This is a genomic window from Pseudomonas sp. 9_2_1 (assembly GCF_059295275.1).
Genome location: NZ_CM181239.1, coordinates 1,606,837 through 1,622,603 on the forward strand (window position 1 = coordinate 1,606,837; position 15,767 = coordinate 1,622,603).

18 protein-coding genes are annotated in these 15,767 nt (G+C 63.9%); all 18 read left to right on the forward strand.

Annotated features, from left to right (window positions below):
• Nucleotides 1-119: 119 nt before the first annotated feature.
• Nucleotides 120-452: a flagellar hook-basal body complex protein FliE gene (gene fliE / locus AC5O5I_RS07220; RefSeq protein ID WP_172223884.1), complete on the forward strand. Its 333-nt coding sequence runs from the start codon at nt 120-122 to the stop codon at nt 450-452.
• 15 nt (nt 453-467) lie between these two features.
• Nucleotides 468-2,246 carry a flagellar basal-body MS-ring/collar protein FliF gene (gene fliF, locus AC5O5I_RS07225; protein ID WP_172230514.1) on the forward strand — a complete coding sequence of 593 codons (1,779 nt, stop codon included), beginning with the start codon at nt 468-470 and terminating at the stop codon, nt 2,244-2,246.
• Nucleotides 2,239-3,258, forward strand: a complete 1,020-nt coding sequence (gene fliG, locus AC5O5I_RS07230) for a flagellar motor switch protein FliG (protein ID WP_003254434.1) — start codon at nt 2,239-2,241, stop codon at nt 3,256-3,258. Before fliF ends, fliG begins: the two co-directional genes overlap by 8 nt.
• 179 nt (nt 3,259-3,437) lie before the next feature.
• Entirely contained in the window at nt 3,438-4,232 is a 795-nt protein-coding gene (gene fliH / locus AC5O5I_RS07235; protein ID WP_494512270.1) for a flagellar assembly protein FliH, read from the forward strand.
• On the forward strand, nt 4,222-5,577 hold the full coding sequence (gene fliI / locus AC5O5I_RS07240) for a flagellar protein export ATPase FliI (RefSeq protein WP_172230508.1): 1,356 nt from the start codon (nt 4,222-4,224) through the stop codon (nt 5,575-5,577). The genes fliH and fliI overlap by 11 nt, the downstream gene beginning before the upstream one ends.
• Nucleotides 5,578-5,583: 6 nt before the next feature.
• Nucleotides 5,584-6,036, forward strand: a complete 453-nt coding sequence (gene fliJ, locus AC5O5I_RS07245; RefSeq protein WP_172230505.1) for a flagellar export protein FliJ — start codon at nt 5,584-5,586, stop codon at nt 6,034-6,036.
• A gap of 187 nt (nt 6,037-6,223) precedes the next feature.
• Complete coding sequence (locus tag AC5O5I_RS07250) at nt 6,224-6,526, forward strand: STAS domain-containing protein (protein ID WP_172287361.1); 303 nt, start codon at nt 6,224-6,226, stop codon at nt 6,524-6,526.
• 8 nt (nt 6,527-6,534) lie between these two features.
• Nucleotides 6,535-8,226 (forward strand): SpoIIE family protein phosphatase, encoded by a 1,692-nt coding sequence (locus tag AC5O5I_RS07255; RefSeq protein WP_494512271.1) that lies wholly within the window; start codon nt 6,535-6,537, stop codon nt 8,224-8,226.
• Nucleotides 8,227-8,274: 48 nt separating this feature from the next.
• Nucleotides 8,275-8,622 carry an Hpt domain-containing protein gene (locus AC5O5I_RS07260; protein WP_172231635.1) on the forward strand — a complete coding sequence of 116 codons (348 nt, stop codon included), beginning with the start codon at nt 8,275-8,277 and terminating at the stop codon, nt 8,620-8,622.
• 72 nt (nt 8,623-8,694) lie between these two features.
• Nucleotides 8,695-9,945, forward strand: coding sequence for a flagellar hook-length control protein FliK (locus AC5O5I_RS07265; RefSeq protein WP_494512272.1), 1,251 nt, complete (start codon nt 8,695-8,697; stop codon nt 9,943-9,945).
• Between the two features lie 292 nt (nt 9,946-10,237).
• Nucleotides 10,238-10,735, forward strand: a complete 498-nt coding sequence (gene fliL / locus AC5O5I_RS07270) for a flagellar basal body-associated protein FliL (RefSeq protein WP_172231641.1) — start codon at nt 10,238-10,240, stop codon at nt 10,733-10,735.
• 9 nt (nt 10,736-10,744) lie between these two features.
• Complete coding sequence (gene fliM, locus AC5O5I_RS07275; protein WP_172232578.1) at nt 10,745-11,713, forward strand: flagellar motor switch protein FliM; 969 nt, start codon at nt 10,745-10,747, stop codon at nt 11,711-11,713.
• 47 nt (nt 11,714-11,760) lie between these two features.
• On the forward strand, nt 11,761-12,228 hold the full coding sequence (gene fliN, locus AC5O5I_RS07280) for a flagellar motor switch protein FliN (RefSeq protein ID WP_172232581.1): 468 nt from the start codon (nt 11,761-11,763) through the stop codon (nt 12,226-12,228).
• Nucleotides 12,229-12,240: 12 nt separating this feature from the next.
• Nucleotides 12,241-12,675 (forward strand): flagellar biosynthetic protein FliO, encoded by a 435-nt coding sequence (gene fliO, locus AC5O5I_RS07285; protein WP_172232584.1) that lies wholly within the window; start codon nt 12,241-12,243, stop codon nt 12,673-12,675.
• Nucleotides 12,675-13,430 carry a flagellar type III secretion system pore protein FliP gene (fliP, locus tag AC5O5I_RS07290; RefSeq protein ID WP_172232586.1) on the forward strand — a complete coding sequence of 252 codons (756 nt, stop codon included), beginning with the start codon at nt 12,675-12,677 and terminating at the stop codon, nt 13,428-13,430. Before fliO ends, fliP begins: the two co-directional genes overlap by 1 nt.
• 18 nt (nt 13,431-13,448) lie before the next feature.
• Nucleotides 13,449-13,718, forward strand: coding sequence for a flagellar biosynthesis protein FliQ (fliQ, locus tag AC5O5I_RS07295; protein WP_172232589.1), 270 nt, complete (start codon nt 13,449-13,451; stop codon nt 13,716-13,718).
• A 7-nt stretch (nt 13,719-13,725) separates the two neighbouring features.
• Complete coding sequence (gene fliR / locus AC5O5I_RS07300; protein ID WP_172231713.1) at nt 13,726-14,502, forward strand: flagellar biosynthetic protein FliR; 777 nt, start codon at nt 13,726-13,728, stop codon at nt 14,500-14,502.
• A 2-nt stretch (nt 14,503-14,504) separates the two neighbouring features.
• Complete coding sequence (gene flhB, locus AC5O5I_RS07305) at nt 14,505-15,647, forward strand: flagellar biosynthesis protein FlhB (protein WP_172231710.1); 1,143 nt, start codon at nt 14,505-14,507, stop codon at nt 15,645-15,647.
• Nucleotides 15,648-15,767: the final 120 nt, after the last annotated feature.

Consider the following 15,767-nt stretch of genomic DNA (forward strand, 5'->3'; position numbering starts at 1 on the left):
GCGATGGGGCGCGAAGCGGCCCTGATAAACTGGCATTCAAGGCTGGCACCTTTGTTGCTTTACGTAGGCTATCCGCCGCATGAGTGTCAAAAAAATGCGGCCGCAGGAGAGAGAAGGTCATGAGCCAAGGTGTTGAATTCAATCGTCTGATGCTGGACATGCGGGCCATGCAGGCCGATGCCATGTCGCTGCCAAAAGTCACTGCCGCGCCCGAACTGGCGCCAGGGCAGAGCAGCTTTGCAGACATGCTGGGCCAGGCCATCGGCAAGGTGCATGAGACGCAGCAGGCCTCGACCCAGCTAGCCAATGCCTTCGAGATCGGCAAGAGCGGCGTCGACCTGACCGACGTGATGATCGCTTCGCAAAAGGCCAGCGTGTCGATGCAGGCCATGACCCAGGTGCGCAACAAGCTGGTCCAGGCGTACCAGGACATCATGCAGATGCCGGTTTGAGGACGGATGTAACCCATGGCTGAAGCAGTCGTCGACAACGCCCCTGCCAAAACCGGCTCGCCGGCGGCCAAGCCGCCGCTGTTCGGCATGGCGTCCCTGGAAAACATCGCGAAGATGCCCATGCTGCGTCAGGTCGGCCTCATGGTCGGCCTGGCCGCCAGCGTGGCGATCGGCTTTGCCGTGGTGCTGTGGTCGCAACAACCCGACTACCGGCCGCTGTACGGCAGCTTGTCGGGCATGGACACCAAGCAGGTCATGGACACCCTGGCCGCTGCCGACATCCCCTACAACGTTGAACCCAATTCCGGCGCGCTGCTGGTCAAGGCCGACGACCTCTCCCGTGCGCGCCTGAAACTGGCTGCCGCCGGCGTGGCGCCGAGCGACGGCAATGTCGGTTTCGAGCTGCTCGACAAGGAGCAGGGCCTGGGCACCAGCCAGTTCATGGAAGCCACCCGCTACCGCCGCAGCCTGGAAGGCGAACTGGCGCGCACCGTGTCCAGCCTGAACAACGTCAAGGCTGCCCGCGTGCACCTGGCCATCCCGAAAAGCTCGGTGTTCGTGCGTGACGAACGCAAGCCCAGCGCCTCGGTACTGGTCGAGCTGTACCCGGGCCGTGCCCTGGAAGCCGGGCAGGTGATGGCCATCGTCAACCTGGTCGCCACCAGCGTGCCGGAGCTGGACAAGTCACAGGTCACCGTGGTCGACCAGAAGGGCACCTTGCTGTCCGAGCAGTTGCAGGATTCGGCCCTGACCGAGGCCGGCAAGCAGTACGACTACAGCCGCCGCATGGAAAGCATGCTGACCCAGCGCGTGCGCAACATCCTGCAGCCGGTACTGGGCAATGATCGCTACAAGGCCGAAGTGTCTGCCGACCTGGACTTCAGCGCTGTCGAATCGACTGCCGAGCAGTTCAACCCCGACCAGCCGGCGTTGCGCAGCGAGCAGTCGGTGGACGAGCAGCGCGCCAGCAGCCAAGGCCCGCAGGGCGTACCCGGCGCGCTGAGCAATCAGCCGCCCGGCGCTGCCTCGGCCCCGCAGACCACCGGTGGCGCGGCCACCCCGGCCGCCGCCATTCAGCCAGGTCAGCCGCTGGTGGATGCCAACGGCCAGCAGATCATGGACCCGGCCACCGGCCAGCCGATGCTCGCGCCGTACCCTGCGGACAAGCGCCAGCAAAGCACCAGAAACTTCGAGCTGGACCGTTCCATCAGCCACACCCGCCAGCAGCAGGGGCGCATGACCCGCCTGTCGGTGGCTGTGGTGGTGGACGACCAGGTCAAGATCGACCCGGCTACTGGCGACACCACTCGTGCGCCGTGGGCTGCCGAGGACCTGGCACGCTTTACCCGCCTGGTGCAGGACGCCGTCGGCTTCGACGCCAGCCGGGGCGACAGCGTGACGGTGATCAACGTGCCGTTCGCCGTGGACCGTGGCGAAGAAATCGCCGAGATCGCCTTCTACCAGCAGCCGTGGTTCTGGGACATCGTCAAGCAGGTGCTGGGCGTGGTGTTCATCCTGGTGCTGGTGTTCGGCGTGCTGCGGCCGGTGCTTAACAACATCACAGGGGGCGGCAAGCAGGCTGCCCCGGATAGCGACATGGAGCTGGGCGGCATGATGGGGCTCGATGGCGAACTGGCCAACGATCGCGTCAGCCTGGGTGGCCCGACAAGCATTCTGCTGCCTAGCCCGAGCGAGGGTTACGAGGCACAGCTCAACGCAATCAAAGGCCTGGTGGCCGAAGACCCGGGCCGTGTTGCCCAGGTCGTGAAAGACTGGATCAACGCCGATGAGTGATAACCGAGCCGTTACCGCCAAGCTGAGCCGCGTCGACAAAGCGGCGATCCTTCTGCTCTCGCTGGGCGAGACCGATGCCGCCCAGGTGCTGCGGCACATGGGCCCCAAGGAAGTGCAGCGGGTGGGCGTGGCCATGGCGCAGATGGGCAATGTGCACCGTGACCAGGTCGAGCAGGTGATGAGCGAGTTCGTCGACATCGTCGGCGACCAGACCAGCCTGGGGGTGGGCTCGGATGCCTACATCCGCAAGATGCTCAACCAGGCGCTGGGCGAAGACAAGGCCAATGGCCTGGTCGACCGCATCCTGCTGGGCGGCAACACCAGCGGCCTGGACAGCCTGAAGTGGATGGAGCCACGCGCCGTGGCCGACGTGATCCGCTACGAGCACCCGCAGATCCAGGCCATCGTGGTGGCCTACCTGGACCCCGACCAGGCCGGTGAAGTGCTGAGCAATTTCGACCACAAGGTGCGCCTGGACATCGTCTTGCGCGTGTCGTCGCTGAACACCGTGCAGCCGGCGGCATTGAAAGAGCTGAACCAGATCCTCGAGAAGCAGTTCTCGGGCAACTCCAACGCTGCGCGCACCACCCTGGGCGGCATCAAGCGCGCCGCCGACATCATGAACTTCCTCGACAGTTCGGTGGAAGGTGCACTGATGGACGCGATCCGCGAAATCGACAGCGACCTGTCGGAGCAGATCGAAGACCTGATGTTCGTCTTCAACAACCTGGCCGATGTCGACGACCGCGGTATCCAGGCACTGCTGCGCGAAGTGTCGTCCGACGTGCTGGTGGTGTCGCTCAAGGGCGCCGACGAGCGGGTCAAGGACAAGATCTTCAAGAACATGTCCAAGCGTGCCTCGGAGCTGCTGCGCGACGACCTGGAGGCCAAGGGGCCGGTACGGGTCAGCGACGTGGAAACGGCGCAGAAGGAAATCCTCACCATCGCCCGCCGCATGGCCGAGGCCGGCGAGATCGTGCTCGGCGGCAAAGGCGCCGAGGAAATGATCTGATCCAGAGGGCGACGCGGTCCCTGTAGGAGCGGCCTTGTGTCGCGAAAGGGCTGCGAAGCAGCCCCGACTATAGCTACTGCGAAGCTGAAATCTGGGGCTGCTCCGCAGCCCTTTCGCGACACAAGGCCGCTCCTACAGGGGGCGCGTTGGTTGCTGCTGGCTTTTGAGTATCTGAAAACATGTCCACCAAAGAACATCACCCCAGCGACCTGATCCGCGCCCGCGACCTCGAAGGCGTGGACGTGTGGAGGCTGCCCAGCTTCGACCCTGAGCCCGAGTACGTACCCGAGCCCGAGCCGGAACCCGAGGTGATCGAGGAAGAAGTCGAGGAAGTGCCGCTGGAAGAAGTCCAGCCACTGACCCTGGAAGAACTCGAGGCCATCCGCCAGGAAGCCTACAACGAAGGTTTCGCCACCGGTGAGCGCGAGGGCTTCCACAGCACCCAGCTGAAGGTTCGCCAGGAAGCCGAAGAGGCCCTTAAGGCGAAGCTGGTCGGTCTTGAGCGGCTGATGGCCAACCTGATGGAGCCCATCGCCGAGCAGGACACGCAGATCGAGAAATCCCTCGTGCACCTGGTGGCGCACATGACCCGCCAGGTAATCGGCCGTGAACTGCGCAGTGACTCCAGCCAGATCACCCAGGTGCTGCGCGAAGCGCTGAAGCTGCTGCCCATGGGCGCGGACAATATCCGCATCCACCTCAACCCGCAGGATTTCGAGCTGGCCAAGGCCTTGCGCGAACGCCATGAGGAAAACTGGCGGCTGCTCGAAGACAGCGCGCTGCTGCCCGGCGGCTGTCGCATCGAGACGGCCCATAGCCGCATTGATGCCAGCATGGAAACCCGCATCGAGAAGGCCGTGGCACAACTGTTCGACCAGCTGCACGACCATTCCCTGCACCCTGCCGCGCCAGACATGGCGGTAGACCTGGATGCCCCGTTCGAGCGTTCTGTGGATGGCCCGGATGCGCCTTGAACGCACCACTTTCGGCAAGCGTCTCGGCAGCTACGCCGAAGCCATCGAGCTGCCGACCCAGCCCATTGTCGAAGGCCGCCTGCTGCGTATGGTCGGCCTCACCCTGGAAGCCGAAGGGCTGCGCGCCGCCGTAGGCAGCCGCTGCCTGGTGATCAACGACGACAGCTACCACCCGGTGCAGGTCGAGGCTGAAGTCATGGGCTTTGCCGGGCCCAAGATATTCCTGATGCCGGTCGGCAGCATCGTCGGCATCGCCCCGGGCGCCAGGGTGGTGCCGCTGGATGACGGCGGCCGGCTGCCGATGGGCATGAGCATGCTCGGCCGGGTGCTCGATGGCGCCGGCCGCGCGCTGGATGGCAAAGGCGGGATGAAGGCCGAGGACTGGGTGCCGATGGACGGCCCGGTGATCAACCCGCTCAACCGCGACCCCATCAGCAAGCCGCTGGACGTGGGTATCCGCAGCATCAATGGCCTGCTCACCGTCGGTCGTGGCCAGCGCCTGGGCCTGTTCGCCGGTACCGGGGTAGGTAAATCGGTGTTGCTGGGCATGATGACCCGCTTCACCGAAGCCGACATCATCGTGGTTGGCCTGATCGGCGAGCGCGGTCGCGAGGTGAAGGAATTCATCGAGCATATCCTCGGTGAAGAAGGCCTCAAGCGCTCGGTGGTGGTGGCGTCGCCCGCCGACGATGCGCCACTGATGCGCCTGCGTGCCGCCATGTACTGCACGCGTATTGCCGAATATTTCCGCGACAAGGGCAAGAATGTGCTGTTGCTGATGGACTCTTTGACCCGCTTTGCCCAGGCCCAGCGGGAAATTGCCTTGGCCATCGGCGAGCCGCCCGCCACCCGGGGATACCCACCGTCGGTATTCGCCAAGCTGCCCAAGCTGGTGGAGCGGGCCGGTAACGGCGAGGCGGGTGGTGGTTCGATTACTGCGTTCTACACCGTGCTGTCCGAAGGCGACGACCAGCAGGACCCGATCGCCGACTCGGCGCGGGGTGTGCTCGACGGCCACTTCGTGCTGTCGCGCCGGCTGGCCGAGGAAGGCCATTACCCCGCCATCGATATCGAGGCCTCGATCAGCCGGGTCATGCCGCAGGTGGTCGATGCCGATCATTTGCGCCAGGCGCAGAAGTTCAAGCAGTTGTGGTCGCGCCTGTCGCAAAGCCGCGACCTGATCAGCGTGGGCGCCTACGTGCCCGGCGGCGACCCGGAAACCGACCTGGCGATTGCCTTGCAATCCAGGCTGGTGGAGTTCTTGCGCCAAGGCCTGCGCGAGAACGTGGGCATGGCGCAGAGCCGCGACCAGCTGGGGGCGATCTTCTCGCCCCCGGCGGGCTGATAGGCCATGGCGCTGCCTGGGCGCGCCGCGCGCCTGGCGCCGGTGGTGGACATGGCCGAGGAGGCCGAGCGCAAGGCAGCGCAGCGCCTTGGGCATTTCCAGCAGCAGGTGACCACGGCGCAGGCCAAGCTGGCCGAACTGGAGCGTTTTCGCGAGGATTACCAATTGCAGTGGATCAACCGCGGCGGGCAGGGCGTCAATGGCAGCTGGCTGGTCAATTACCAGCGCTTCCTGGGGCAGCTGGAAACGGCCATGACCCAGCAGCGCCAGAGCCTGGTGTGGCACCAGAACAACCTCAACAACGCCCGCGGCACCTGGCAGCAGGCCTATGCCCGGGTGGAAGGTTTGCGCAAACTGGTGCAGCGCTATATGGACGAGGCCCGGCGCGCCGAAGACAAGCGCGAGCAGCGCTTGCTGGACGAGCTTTCCCAGCGCCTGCCGCGGCAGAATCACCTTTAGCCTGTACCGGCCCTATCGCCGGCAAGCCAGCTCCCACAGGAATTGCGCAGGGCTCGGGCCTTGCGCCGCACCTGTCGGAGCTGGCTTGCCGGCGATAGGGCCGGTACAGGTATGACCTTGCTACACCTGCAGCGGCCTGCTAAACCTTAATGGAGTTGCATTCGCCATCATCGAAGGAATCGCTAGCATGGCAGTCGATACGGATATTTCGCCGGACGGGAAAAAACTGACGATCAAGATCAAAGGGCGCTTCGACTTCGGCAAACACCAGGAATTTCGCAAGGCTTACGAACGCATCAGCAAGCCAGATTCGGTGGTCGTCGACCTCAGCGACGCCACCTACATCGACAGTTCCGCACTCGGCATGCTGCTGATGCTGCGCGACCATGTGGGCGGCGATGACTCGGATGTGCGTGTGGTGCATACCAACTCCGACGTGCGCAAGATCCTCGCCATTTCCAATTTCGAAAAACTCTTCGATATCAGTTGAGCGCCGACATGCCGGCGGAACAGGCGTTGACCGTGCTGGTTGCCGAAGACGGTGCCGCCGACCGCCTGCTGCTGGCGCAGATCGTTCGCCGTCAGGGCCATCAGGTACTTACCGCAGAAAACGGCGAGCAGGCAGTGGCGCTGTTCGTCGAACGGCGCCCGCAGCTGGTGCTGCTTGATGCGCTGATGCCGGTGATGGACGGCTTCGAGGCAGCGCGGCAGATCAAGGCCCTGGCTGGCGAGGCGCTGGTGCCGATCATTTTCCTGACCTCGCTCAATGAAGAGGAGGGCCTGGTGCGCTGCCTGGAGGCGGGCGGTGACGACTTCATGGCCAAGCCCTACAGTGCGGTGATCCTCGGCGCCAAGATCCGCGCCATGGACCGCCTGCGCCGGTTGCAGGCCACCGTGCTGCAGCAGCGCGACCAGATTACCCGGCACCATCACCACCTGCTCAACGAGCAGCGTGTGGCGAAGGCGGTGTTTGACAAGGTGGCCCACTCCGGCTGCCTGTCTGCGCCGAACATTCGCTACCTGCAATCACCTTTTGCGCTGTTCAACGGTGACCTCATGCTGGCGGCTTTCACCCCGGCCGGCGAAATGCGTGTGCTGCTCGGGGATTTCACCGGCCACGGCCTGCCTGCGGCGGTGGGCGCCATGCCGCTGGCCGAGGTGTTCTACGGCATGACCGCCAAGGGCTACGGCATGGCGCAGATGCTCCGCGAGATGAACGCCAAGCTCAAGCGCATCCTGCCGGTCGACATGTTTTGTTGTGCAGTGCTGCTCAACCTCAGCATGCAGCGCGGTACGGTAGAGGTGTGGAACGGCGGCATGCCCGATGGCTATCGCCTGTCGGCGAGCGGCGAGGTGTTGTCGGCGTTGAGTTCGCGGCATCTGCCACTGGGCATTCTGACGGCCGAGCGGTTCGATGACAGCACCGAGTTACTGCCGCTGGCGCCCGGCGAGCGCCTGCTGTTGCTGTCGGACGGCGTGCTCGATACCGCCGACAACGATGACCGCCTGTTCGGCGTGCAGCGGCTGCGTGCGGTGCTTGCCGACAACCGTGACCCGGCGCAGCTGTTCGACCAACTGATGCAGGCCCTGGAGGACTTTGGCGGGCATCCGCGCGACGACATCAGCTTGTGCGACATCCGCATGTTCAGCGCCGATGAGCGGGTGCCGGCGCCGACGATTTACGCTGACAGTGGTCGCTCCAGCCCGCTTGACTGGTCACTGGGCTTCGAAGTGCGTGGCGAGAGCCTGAAGCGCTTCAACCCGGTGCCGTACCTGGTGCAGTTGCTGCAGGAAATCCACGGGTTGCGCGCCCGTACCGGTAGCTTGCACAGCGTGCTCAGCGAGCTGTACGCCAACGCCCTCGAGCATGGCGTGCTGGGCCTGGACTCGCAACTCAAGCGCGATGTGCAGGGTTTTACCGACTACTATCAGGAGCGCGCCCGGCGGCTGGGGTCGCTGACCGATGGTTTTGTACGCATTGATTTCAAGGTTGAACCGCATGCCGATGGCGGGCGTCTGATGATTCAGGTTCGCGACAGTGGAGCGGGGTTCGATGTGCAGCGGGTGCTGTCCCGGCCTTCGCAGGAGCACGGTCTGAGCGGTCGTGGCCTGCACCTGGTACGGCGGCTGGCCAGCCACGCGCGCTGGAGTGAGGGCGGGCGCTGTGCGCACGTCGAGTTCGTATGGTGAGCCACAGGCAGGCTCAGGCATAATCTGGCTTGATCAAGGAGTGAACAAGTGACTGACATGCATATCGACCAAAAGGTGCTCAGCGACCTGCGTGATGTCATGGAAGAGGGCTACCTGCAGCTGGTGCAGACGTTCCTCGAAGATTCCGAGCGGCGCCTTGCGCAGCTGCACGCTGCCAAGAGTGCCGAGGAGCTTGGCATCGCCGCGCACAGTTTCAAGGGCAGCAGCAGCAACATGGGTGCGGTGGCGCTGGCCGCGCTGTGCCAGCTGCTGGAAGACCGTGCCCGGCAGCCGCCGCTGTATGGCATCGAGGACCTTGTCAATCGCATCGACCAGGAATTTCTGGAGGTGCAGCGCTTCTACCAGGACGAGCACCAGCGCATTTCTGCGGGCTGAGACTCGACTTGGCGCGAGTCTTGCCTGTCTCTGGCCGGATGATCTTTTTGTTTCTGGCGCGGAGACCGCTCGATGCCTGTCGCACCCAACCCTTTGTTGCAAGCCAACGCCATCGCCAATTCCTCGCGTGCTGCCACCGCGCAGATGGACAAACCGCTGCAGGCGCTGGGCGACAAGGGCGACGGCTTTGGCCAGGTGATGGCCAGGCAGGGGCGCGACAAGGTCGGCGGCCAGGACGACAAGGTCGCCCAGGCCAAGCCCAAGGACAAGCCCGAGGTTGCACAGGGCGGCAAGAAAGACCCCGCCGACAAAGCCGCAGTTGCCGATGACGGCAACAAGTTGCCAGCAGACGACCAGGCCGATACCGGGCTGCGCGATGCCAGCCTGGTGGCCGGCCAGGTAACCGACGCACAGCCAGGCAGCCAGCTGATCCAGGCCCAGGCCGAGGCGGTGGCGCCTGTGTTGCAGGCCGCTACGGCGCAGGCCTCTGCCGCGCAACCCGAGGAGGCGGCTGCCGAGGAAGCATTCGACCCGGACGCCGATCCCCTGGCCAATTTGCCTACACTGCGCCTGGCTCTGGAGCACAGTGCCCAGGCCAAGGGGGGCACTTCTGCGCATGCTCTGGACCCGTCACAGGCTCAGGGTGAAGAAGGGCGGGCAGCCGTCAATACCTTGGCGAATCTGGTCGAAGGCGGCGAAGGCGAATCCACTGAATCGGGTGACAAGGCCTTCGGTGCCTTGCTCGAAGATGGCCTGAAGGACACCAAGAGCGCCAGCAGCGATACCCGCGTCGACGATTTCGCCAACCGCCTGGCCAGCCTGACCCAGGCTGCCACGGCCAAGACCGCCAATGCCGTGCCGGCCAGCGCCAGCCCGTTGCACCAGCCATTGCCGATGAACCAGAACGCGTGGGCCGAAGGCTTGGTCAACCGGGTCATGTACCTGTCCAGCCAGAACCTCAAGTCGGCGGATATCCAGCTGGAGCCGGCAGAGCTGGGCCGCCTGGACATTCGCGTCAATGTAGCGGCGGACCAGGCCACCCAGGTCACCTTCATCAGCGGCCACGCTGGCGTGCGTGACGCTCTCGACAGCCAGGTGCACCGCTTGCGCGAGCTGTTTGCCCAGCAGGGGCTGGCGCAGCCGGATGTGAATGTGGCTGACCAGTCGCGCGGGCAGCAACAGCAGCAGGGGCAGGCGCAGGGTAGCAACCTGTCGGGGGTGGCGGCGCGGCAGGCGGAGCAGGGTCGTGAGGTTGTCGACAGCGCCCGGCCTGTGGAACAGCAGGTGGTTGTGGGTGACAGTGCGGTCGATTATTACGCCTGATGTTTAAATGGGCGGGCCCTGTCGCCGGCAAGCCAGCTCCCACAGGTACTGCACAAGGCTCAAGACCTGCGGGGAGCATGTGGGAGCTGGCTTGCCAACGATAGGGCCGAGCCTGCTTCCCCAGGTACTGCACAAGGTTCATGGCCTACGGAGATCCTGTAGGAGCTGGCTTGCCGGCGATAGGGCCGAGCCTGCTCACGCGCAATTGGTCCACCTCTGCTAAATCTGGCATAACACTTGCTCAAGCCAAGCCATTCTCCCTTGAACTCCCAATGGACGACGGATTATTGGCATGGCGAAAAGCGAAGCAGTCAAAGACCCCGCCACTAAAGGCAAACTCAAGCTGATCCTGCTGGCCGTCGTAGGCCTTTTGCTGGCGATCGGGCTTTCGGTGGGCGCTACCTGGTTCTTCATGCACAAGAGCGAGCCGGCCCCGGCCGCCGAAACTGCAGCCAGCAACGTCAAGCCTGTGGCCATCTACGAAGCCCTGACCCCGGCCTTCGTGGTCAATTTCAACCAGAACGGCCGGCAGCGCTACATGCAGCTCAGCGTCACCCTGCAGGCGCGTAACCAGGCCGACATGGACGCCCTCAAGGTGCACATGCCGGTGATCCGCAACAACCTGGTGATGATGTTCTCCGGCCAAGGCTTCGACACCCTTGCCGCCAGCCCGGTCGGGCAGGAGATGCTGCGCCAGAAGGCCACTGCCGTGGTTCAGGAAGTGGCGCAGAAGGAAGTCGGCAAACCGGTCATCGACCAGTTGCTGTTCACCAATTTCGTATTGCAGTAGGAGTCCGCAATGGCCGTACAGGACCTGCTGTCCCAGGATGAAATCGATGCCCTGTTGCACGGCGTCGACGACGGGCTGGTGCAGACCGAAAGTGCATCGGAACCCGGCAGTATCAAAAGCTACGACCTGACCAGCCAGGACCGTATCGTGCGGGGTCGCATGCCGACCCTGGAAATGATCAACGAGCGCTTTGCCCGCTACACCCGCATCAGCATGTTCAACCTGCTGCGCCGCTCGGCCGACGTGGCAGTCGGCGGCGTGCAGGTGATGAAGTTCGGCGAGTACGTGCATTCGCTGTACGTGCCCACCAGCCTCAACCTGGTCAAGATCAAGCCGTTGCGTGGCACCTCGCTGTTCATCCTCGATGCCAAGCTGGTGTTCAAGCTGGTAGACAACTTCTTCGGTGGCGATGGCCGTCACGCCAAGATCGAAGGCCGTGAATTCACTCCGACCGAACTGCGGGTAGTGCGCATGGTGCTGGACCAGTGCTTCGTCGACCTCAAGGAAGCCTGGCAGGCGATCATGCCGGTCACCTTCGAGTACATGAACTCCGAGGTCAACCCGGCCATGGCCAACATCGTCGGCCCCAGCGAGGCGGTGGTGGTATCGACCTTCCACATCGAGCTGGACGGCGGTGGCGGCGACCTGCACGTGACCATGCCGTACTCGATGATCGAGCCGGTGCGGGAAATGCTCGATGCCGGCTTCCAGTCCGACCTCGACGACCAGGACGAGCGCTGGGTCAAGGCCCTGCGCGAGGACGTGCTGGACGTGGCCGTGCCTGTGACCGCCACGGTCGCCCGGCGCCAGCTGAAGTTGCGCGACATCCTGCACATGCAGCCTGGCGATGTGATCCCGGTGGAGCTGCCCGAGCACCTGGTGCTGCGCGCCAACGGCGTGCCGTCGTTCAAGGCCCGGCTGGGTTCGCACAAGGGCAACCTGGCCCTGCAGATCATCGACCCGATCGTGCGCCGCTGACGGCGCAGCGCTCGCTCATAACGAATTGAATGCCTGTCGAGGAAACCATGGCTAACGAAAACGAAATCACCTCCGCAGAGGACCAGGCACTGGCCGATGAGTGGGCCGCAGCGCTGGAAGAAACCGGTGCGGCCGGCCAGGCCGATATCGATGCGCTGCTGGGGGGTGACACCGGCGGTATGGGTGGCCCGGGCCGCCTGCCGATGGAAGAGTTCGCCAGTTCGCCCAAGCCGAACGAGAACGTCAGCCTGGAAGGCCCGAACCTGGACGTGATCCTGGATATCCCGGTGAACATTTCCATGGAAGTGGGCAGCACCGAGATCAATATCCGCAACCTGCTGCAGCTCAACCAGGGCTCGGTTATCGAGCTTGACCGGCTGGCGGGCGAGCCACTCGACGTGCTGGTCAACGGCACGCTGATCGCCCATGGCGAAGTGGTCGTGGTCAACGAAAAGTTCGGCATCCGCCTGACCGACGTGATCAGCCCCAGCGAACGCATCAAGAAGCTGCGCTGAGTGAAGGGCACGATGCGCGCCATCGCGGCGTCCGCGGTGCTGCTTGCCAGCCAGGCAGGTCTGGCCGCAGCCACCCCTGCGGCGACCCCGGCGTCTGCGCCCGGCAGCCTGGGCGGGCAGCTGGCGCAGATGGTCTTCGGCCTGCTGTTGGTGGTGGGCCTGATCTTCTTCCTGGCCTGGCTGCTGCGGCGCCTGCAAAGCACGGCGGTAAAGGGCGGGCAGGTGATCGAGATCGTCGGCAGCCGCGCCATCGGCCCGCGTGACCGGCTGTTGCTGGTGCAGGTGGGCAACGAGCAGATCCTGATTGGCCATACCCCCGGCAGTATCGAGGCCCTGCATGTCATGGCCGAGCCCGTGCAAGTGCCGGTTGGCAGCCGCCAGGCGGCGCCCGAGTTTGCCCAGCGACTGATGGAGCTGATGGGCAAGGACCCTAAGGACAAGAAGTGATGAGTGGCGCGCTGCGTACGTTGTTGACCCTGGCGCTGCTGCTGGCGGCGCCGCTGGCCCTGGCCGCCGACCCGCTGTCGATCCCGGCCATTACCCTGTCCAATGGTGCGGACGGGCAGCAGGAGTATTCGGTCAGCCTGCAGATCCTGCTGATCATGACGGCGCTCAGCTTCATCCCGGCGTTCGTCATCCTGATGACCAGCTTCACCCGCATCATCATCGTGTTCTCGATTTTGCGCCAGGCGCTGGGCCTGCAGCAGACGCCGTCCAACCAGATCCTCACCGGCATGGCACTGTTCCTGACCCTGTTCATCATGGCGCCAGTGTTCGACCGGGTGAACCAGAACGCCCTGCAGCCCTACCTGAACGAACAGCTTACCGCGCAGCAGGCCATCGACAAGGCCCAGGGGCCGCTCAAGGACTTCATGCTGGCACAAACCCGGCAAAGCGACCTGGACCTGTTCATGCGCCTGTCCAAGCGCACCGACATCGCCGGCCCTGACCAGGTGCCGCTGACGATCCTGGTGCCGGCGTTCGTCACCTCGGAGCTGAAGACCGCATTTCAGATCGGCTTCATGATCTTCATCCCGTTCCTGATCATCGACATGGTGGTCGCCAGTGTGCTGATGGCCATGGGCATGATGATGCTGTCACCGCTGATCATCTCGCTGCCGTTCAAGATCATGCTGTTTGTTCTGGTTGATGGCTGGGCGCTGATCATGGGCACCCTGGCCAGCAGTTTCGGCGGCGTCTGACGCCGTCAAGGAGAGCGCATGACCCCGGAAATTGCCGTTGACCTGTTCCGTGATGCCTTGTGGCTGACCACCCTGATGGTGGCCGTGCTGGTGGTGCCAAGCCTGCTGGTGGGTCTGGTTGTGGCGATGTTCCAGGCGGCCACGCAGATCAACGAACAGACCCTGAGCTTTCTGCCGCGGCTGCTGGTAATGCTGGTCACGTTGATCGTCGCCGGGCCCTGGCTGGTGCAGAAGTTCATGGAGTACATCACCAACCTGTACACCAACATCCCGCAGCTGATCGGTTGACGCGGCGATGCTGGAGCTGACAGACGCGCAGATCGGCACCTGGGTCGCCACGTTCATCCTGCCGTTATTCCGGGTGACGGCGGTGCTGATGACCATGCCGATCTTTGGCACCCGCATGTTGCCGGCGCGGGTGCGCCTGTACGTGGCGGTGGCCATCACCGTGGTGATCGTGCCGGCGCTGCCGCCACTGCCTGAATTCGACCCGCTGAGCCTGCGCGGGATGTTGCTGTGCGCTGAGCAGGTGATTGTTGGTGCGCTGCTCGGTTTTTCGCTGCAGCTGCTGTTTCAGGCGTTCGTGATCGCGGGTCAGGTCGTTGCCATCCAGATGGGCATGGCCTTCGCCTCGATGGTCGACCCTGCCAACGGCGTCAACGTGGCGGTCATCAGCCAGTTCATGACCATGCTGGTGAGCGTGCTGTTCCTGTTGATGAACGGCCACCTGGTCGTGTTCGAGGTACTGACCGAAAGCTTCACTACTTTGCCGGTGGGCAATGCGCTGGTGGTCAACCACTTCTGGGAGCTGGCCGGGCGCCTGGGCTGGGTGTTCGCCGCCGGCCTGCTGCTGATCCTGCCGGTGATCGCCGCCTTGCTGGTGGTGAACATCGCATTTGGCGTGATGACCCGCGCGGCGCCGCAGCTGAACATCTTCTCCATCGGTTTTCCGCTGACCCTGGTCATGGGCATGTTCATCTTCTGGGTCGGCCTGGCCGATGTGTTGTCCCACTACCAGGCATTGGCCAGCGAAGCGCTGCAATGGCTGCGTGAACTGGCGAGGGCGCGCTGAGCATGGCAGAAAGCGAAAGTGGCCAGGACAAGACAGAGGACCCCACCGAGAAGCGCAAGCGCGATGCCCGCGAGAAAGGCGAGATCGCCCGCTCCAAGGAGCTCAACACGGTGGCAGTGACCTTGGCCGGTGCCGGTGGCCTGCTGGCGTTCGGCGGCCACCTGGCCGAGACGCTGCTGGCGATGATGCGCATGAATTTCAGCCTGACCCGCGACATCATCGTCGACGAGCGGGCCATGGGGGCGTTTCTTCTGGCATCGGGCAAGATGGCGATATGGGCGGTACAGCCAATCCTGATCCTGTTGTTTGTGATCTCCTTCGTGGCGCCTATCGCGTTGGGCGGTTTTCTGTTTTCTGGCAGCCTGCTGCAACCTAAATTCAGTCGCATGAACCCGCTGTCGGGGATCAAGCGCATGTTCTCGATGAACAGCCTGACCGAGCTGCTCAAGGCGCTGGCCAAGTTCTTCGTGATCCTGATAGTGGCGGTGGTGGTGCTGACCAACGACCGCCAGGCCTTGCTGTCGATTGCCAACGAGCCGCTGGAGCAGGCGATCATTCACAGCTTGCAGGTGGTGGGCTGGAGTGCGTTGTGGATGGCGACCGGGCTGTTGCTGATTGCGGCGGCGGATGTGCCGTTCCAGCTGTACCAGACGCACAAGAAAATGAAGATGACCAAGCAGGAAGTGCGCGACGAGTACAAGGACAGCGAGGGCAAGCCCGAGGTCAAGCAGCGCATTCGCCAGCTGCAGCGCGAGATGTCGCAGCGGCGCATGATGGCCGCGGTGCCGCAAGCCGATGTGATCATCACCAACCCGACGCATTATGCGGTGGCGTTGCAGTATGACCCGGAGAAGGGTGGGGCGGCGCCGTTGCTGCTGGCCAAGGGGGCTGATTTCACGGCCTTGAAGATTCGCGAAATTGCTGTCGAGCACAAGATCCAGATTCTTGAGTCGCCGGCCCTTGCGCGGGCGATCTACTACTCCACCGAGCTCGAGCAGGAAATCCCCGCCGGGTTGTACCTGGCGGTGGCGCAGGTGCTGGCCTATGTGTTCCAGATCCGCCAGTACCGGGCGGGTAGAGGGAAGCGACCGGAGCCGTTGAAAGACGACCTGCCGATCCCGCCGGATTTGCGGCGTGACAGTTGATCTTGTGTCAGGGCCGGGACAGGCAATATAAATCCCCCGCCGAGCAAAGTTGGACAGCTTCTTGCAGAGCCAGCCGCAGACGCCCCTTGGGCGTCAAAGTTTTGCATCAAGAGGACTCGC

What these genes read in the sequence shown, in the direction of transcription:
- fliE (WP_172223884.1), top strand. Translation starts at nt 120, where the DNA reads ATGAGCCAAGGTGTTGAATTCAATCGTCTGATGCTGGACATGCGGGCC.
- fliF (WP_172230514.1), top strand. Translation starts at nt 468, where the DNA reads ATGGCTGAAGCAGTCGTCGACAACGCCCCTGCCAAAACCGGCTCGCCG.
- fliG (WP_003254434.1), top strand. Translation starts at nt 2,239, where the DNA reads ATGAGTGATAACCGAGCCGTTACCGCCAAGCTGAGCCGCGTCGACAAA.
- fliH (WP_494512270.1), top strand. Translation starts at nt 3,438, where the DNA reads ATGTCCACCAAAGAACATCACCCCAGCGACCTGATCCGCGCCCGCGAC.
- fliI (WP_172230508.1), top strand. Translation starts at nt 4,222, where the DNA reads ATGCGCCTTGAACGCACCACTTTCGGCAAGCGTCTCGGCAGCTACGCC.
- fliJ (WP_172230505.1), top strand. Translation starts at nt 5,584, where the DNA reads ATGGCGCTGCCTGGGCGCGCCGCGCGCCTGGCGCCGGTGGTGGACATG.
- AC5O5I_RS07250 (WP_172287361.1), top strand. Translation starts at nt 6,224, where the DNA reads ATGGCAGTCGATACGGATATTTCGCCGGACGGGAAAAAACTGACGATC.
- AC5O5I_RS07255 (WP_494512271.1), top strand. Translation starts at nt 6,535, where the DNA reads ATGCCGGCGGAACAGGCGTTGACCGTGCTGGTTGCCGAAGACGGTGCC.
- AC5O5I_RS07265 (WP_494512272.1), top strand. Translation starts at nt 8,695, where the DNA reads ATGCCTGTCGCACCCAACCCTTTGTTGCAAGCCAACGCCATCGCCAAT.
- fliL (WP_172231641.1), top strand. Translation starts at nt 10,238, where the DNA reads ATGGCGAAAAGCGAAGCAGTCAAAGACCCCGCCACTAAAGGCAAACTC.
- fliM (WP_172232578.1), top strand. Translation starts at nt 10,745, where the DNA reads ATGGCCGTACAGGACCTGCTGTCCCAGGATGAAATCGATGCCCTGTTG.
- fliN (WP_172232581.1), top strand. Translation starts at nt 11,761, where the DNA reads ATGGCTAACGAAAACGAAATCACCTCCGCAGAGGACCAGGCACTGGCC.
- fliO (WP_172232584.1), top strand. Translation starts at nt 12,241, where the DNA reads ATGCGCGCCATCGCGGCGTCCGCGGTGCTGCTTGCCAGCCAGGCAGGT.
- fliP (WP_172232586.1), top strand. Translation starts at nt 12,675, where the DNA reads ATGAGTGGCGCGCTGCGTACGTTGTTGACCCTGGCGCTGCTGCTGGCG.
- fliQ (WP_172232589.1), top strand. Translation starts at nt 13,449, where the DNA reads ATGACCCCGGAAATTGCCGTTGACCTGTTCCGTGATGCCTTGTGGCTG.
- fliR (WP_172231713.1), top strand. Translation starts at nt 13,726, where the DNA reads ATGCTGGAGCTGACAGACGCGCAGATCGGCACCTGGGTCGCCACGTTC.
- flhB (WP_172231710.1), top strand. Translation starts at nt 14,505, where the DNA reads ATGGCAGAAAGCGAAAGTGGCCAGGACAAGACAGAGGACCCCACCGAG.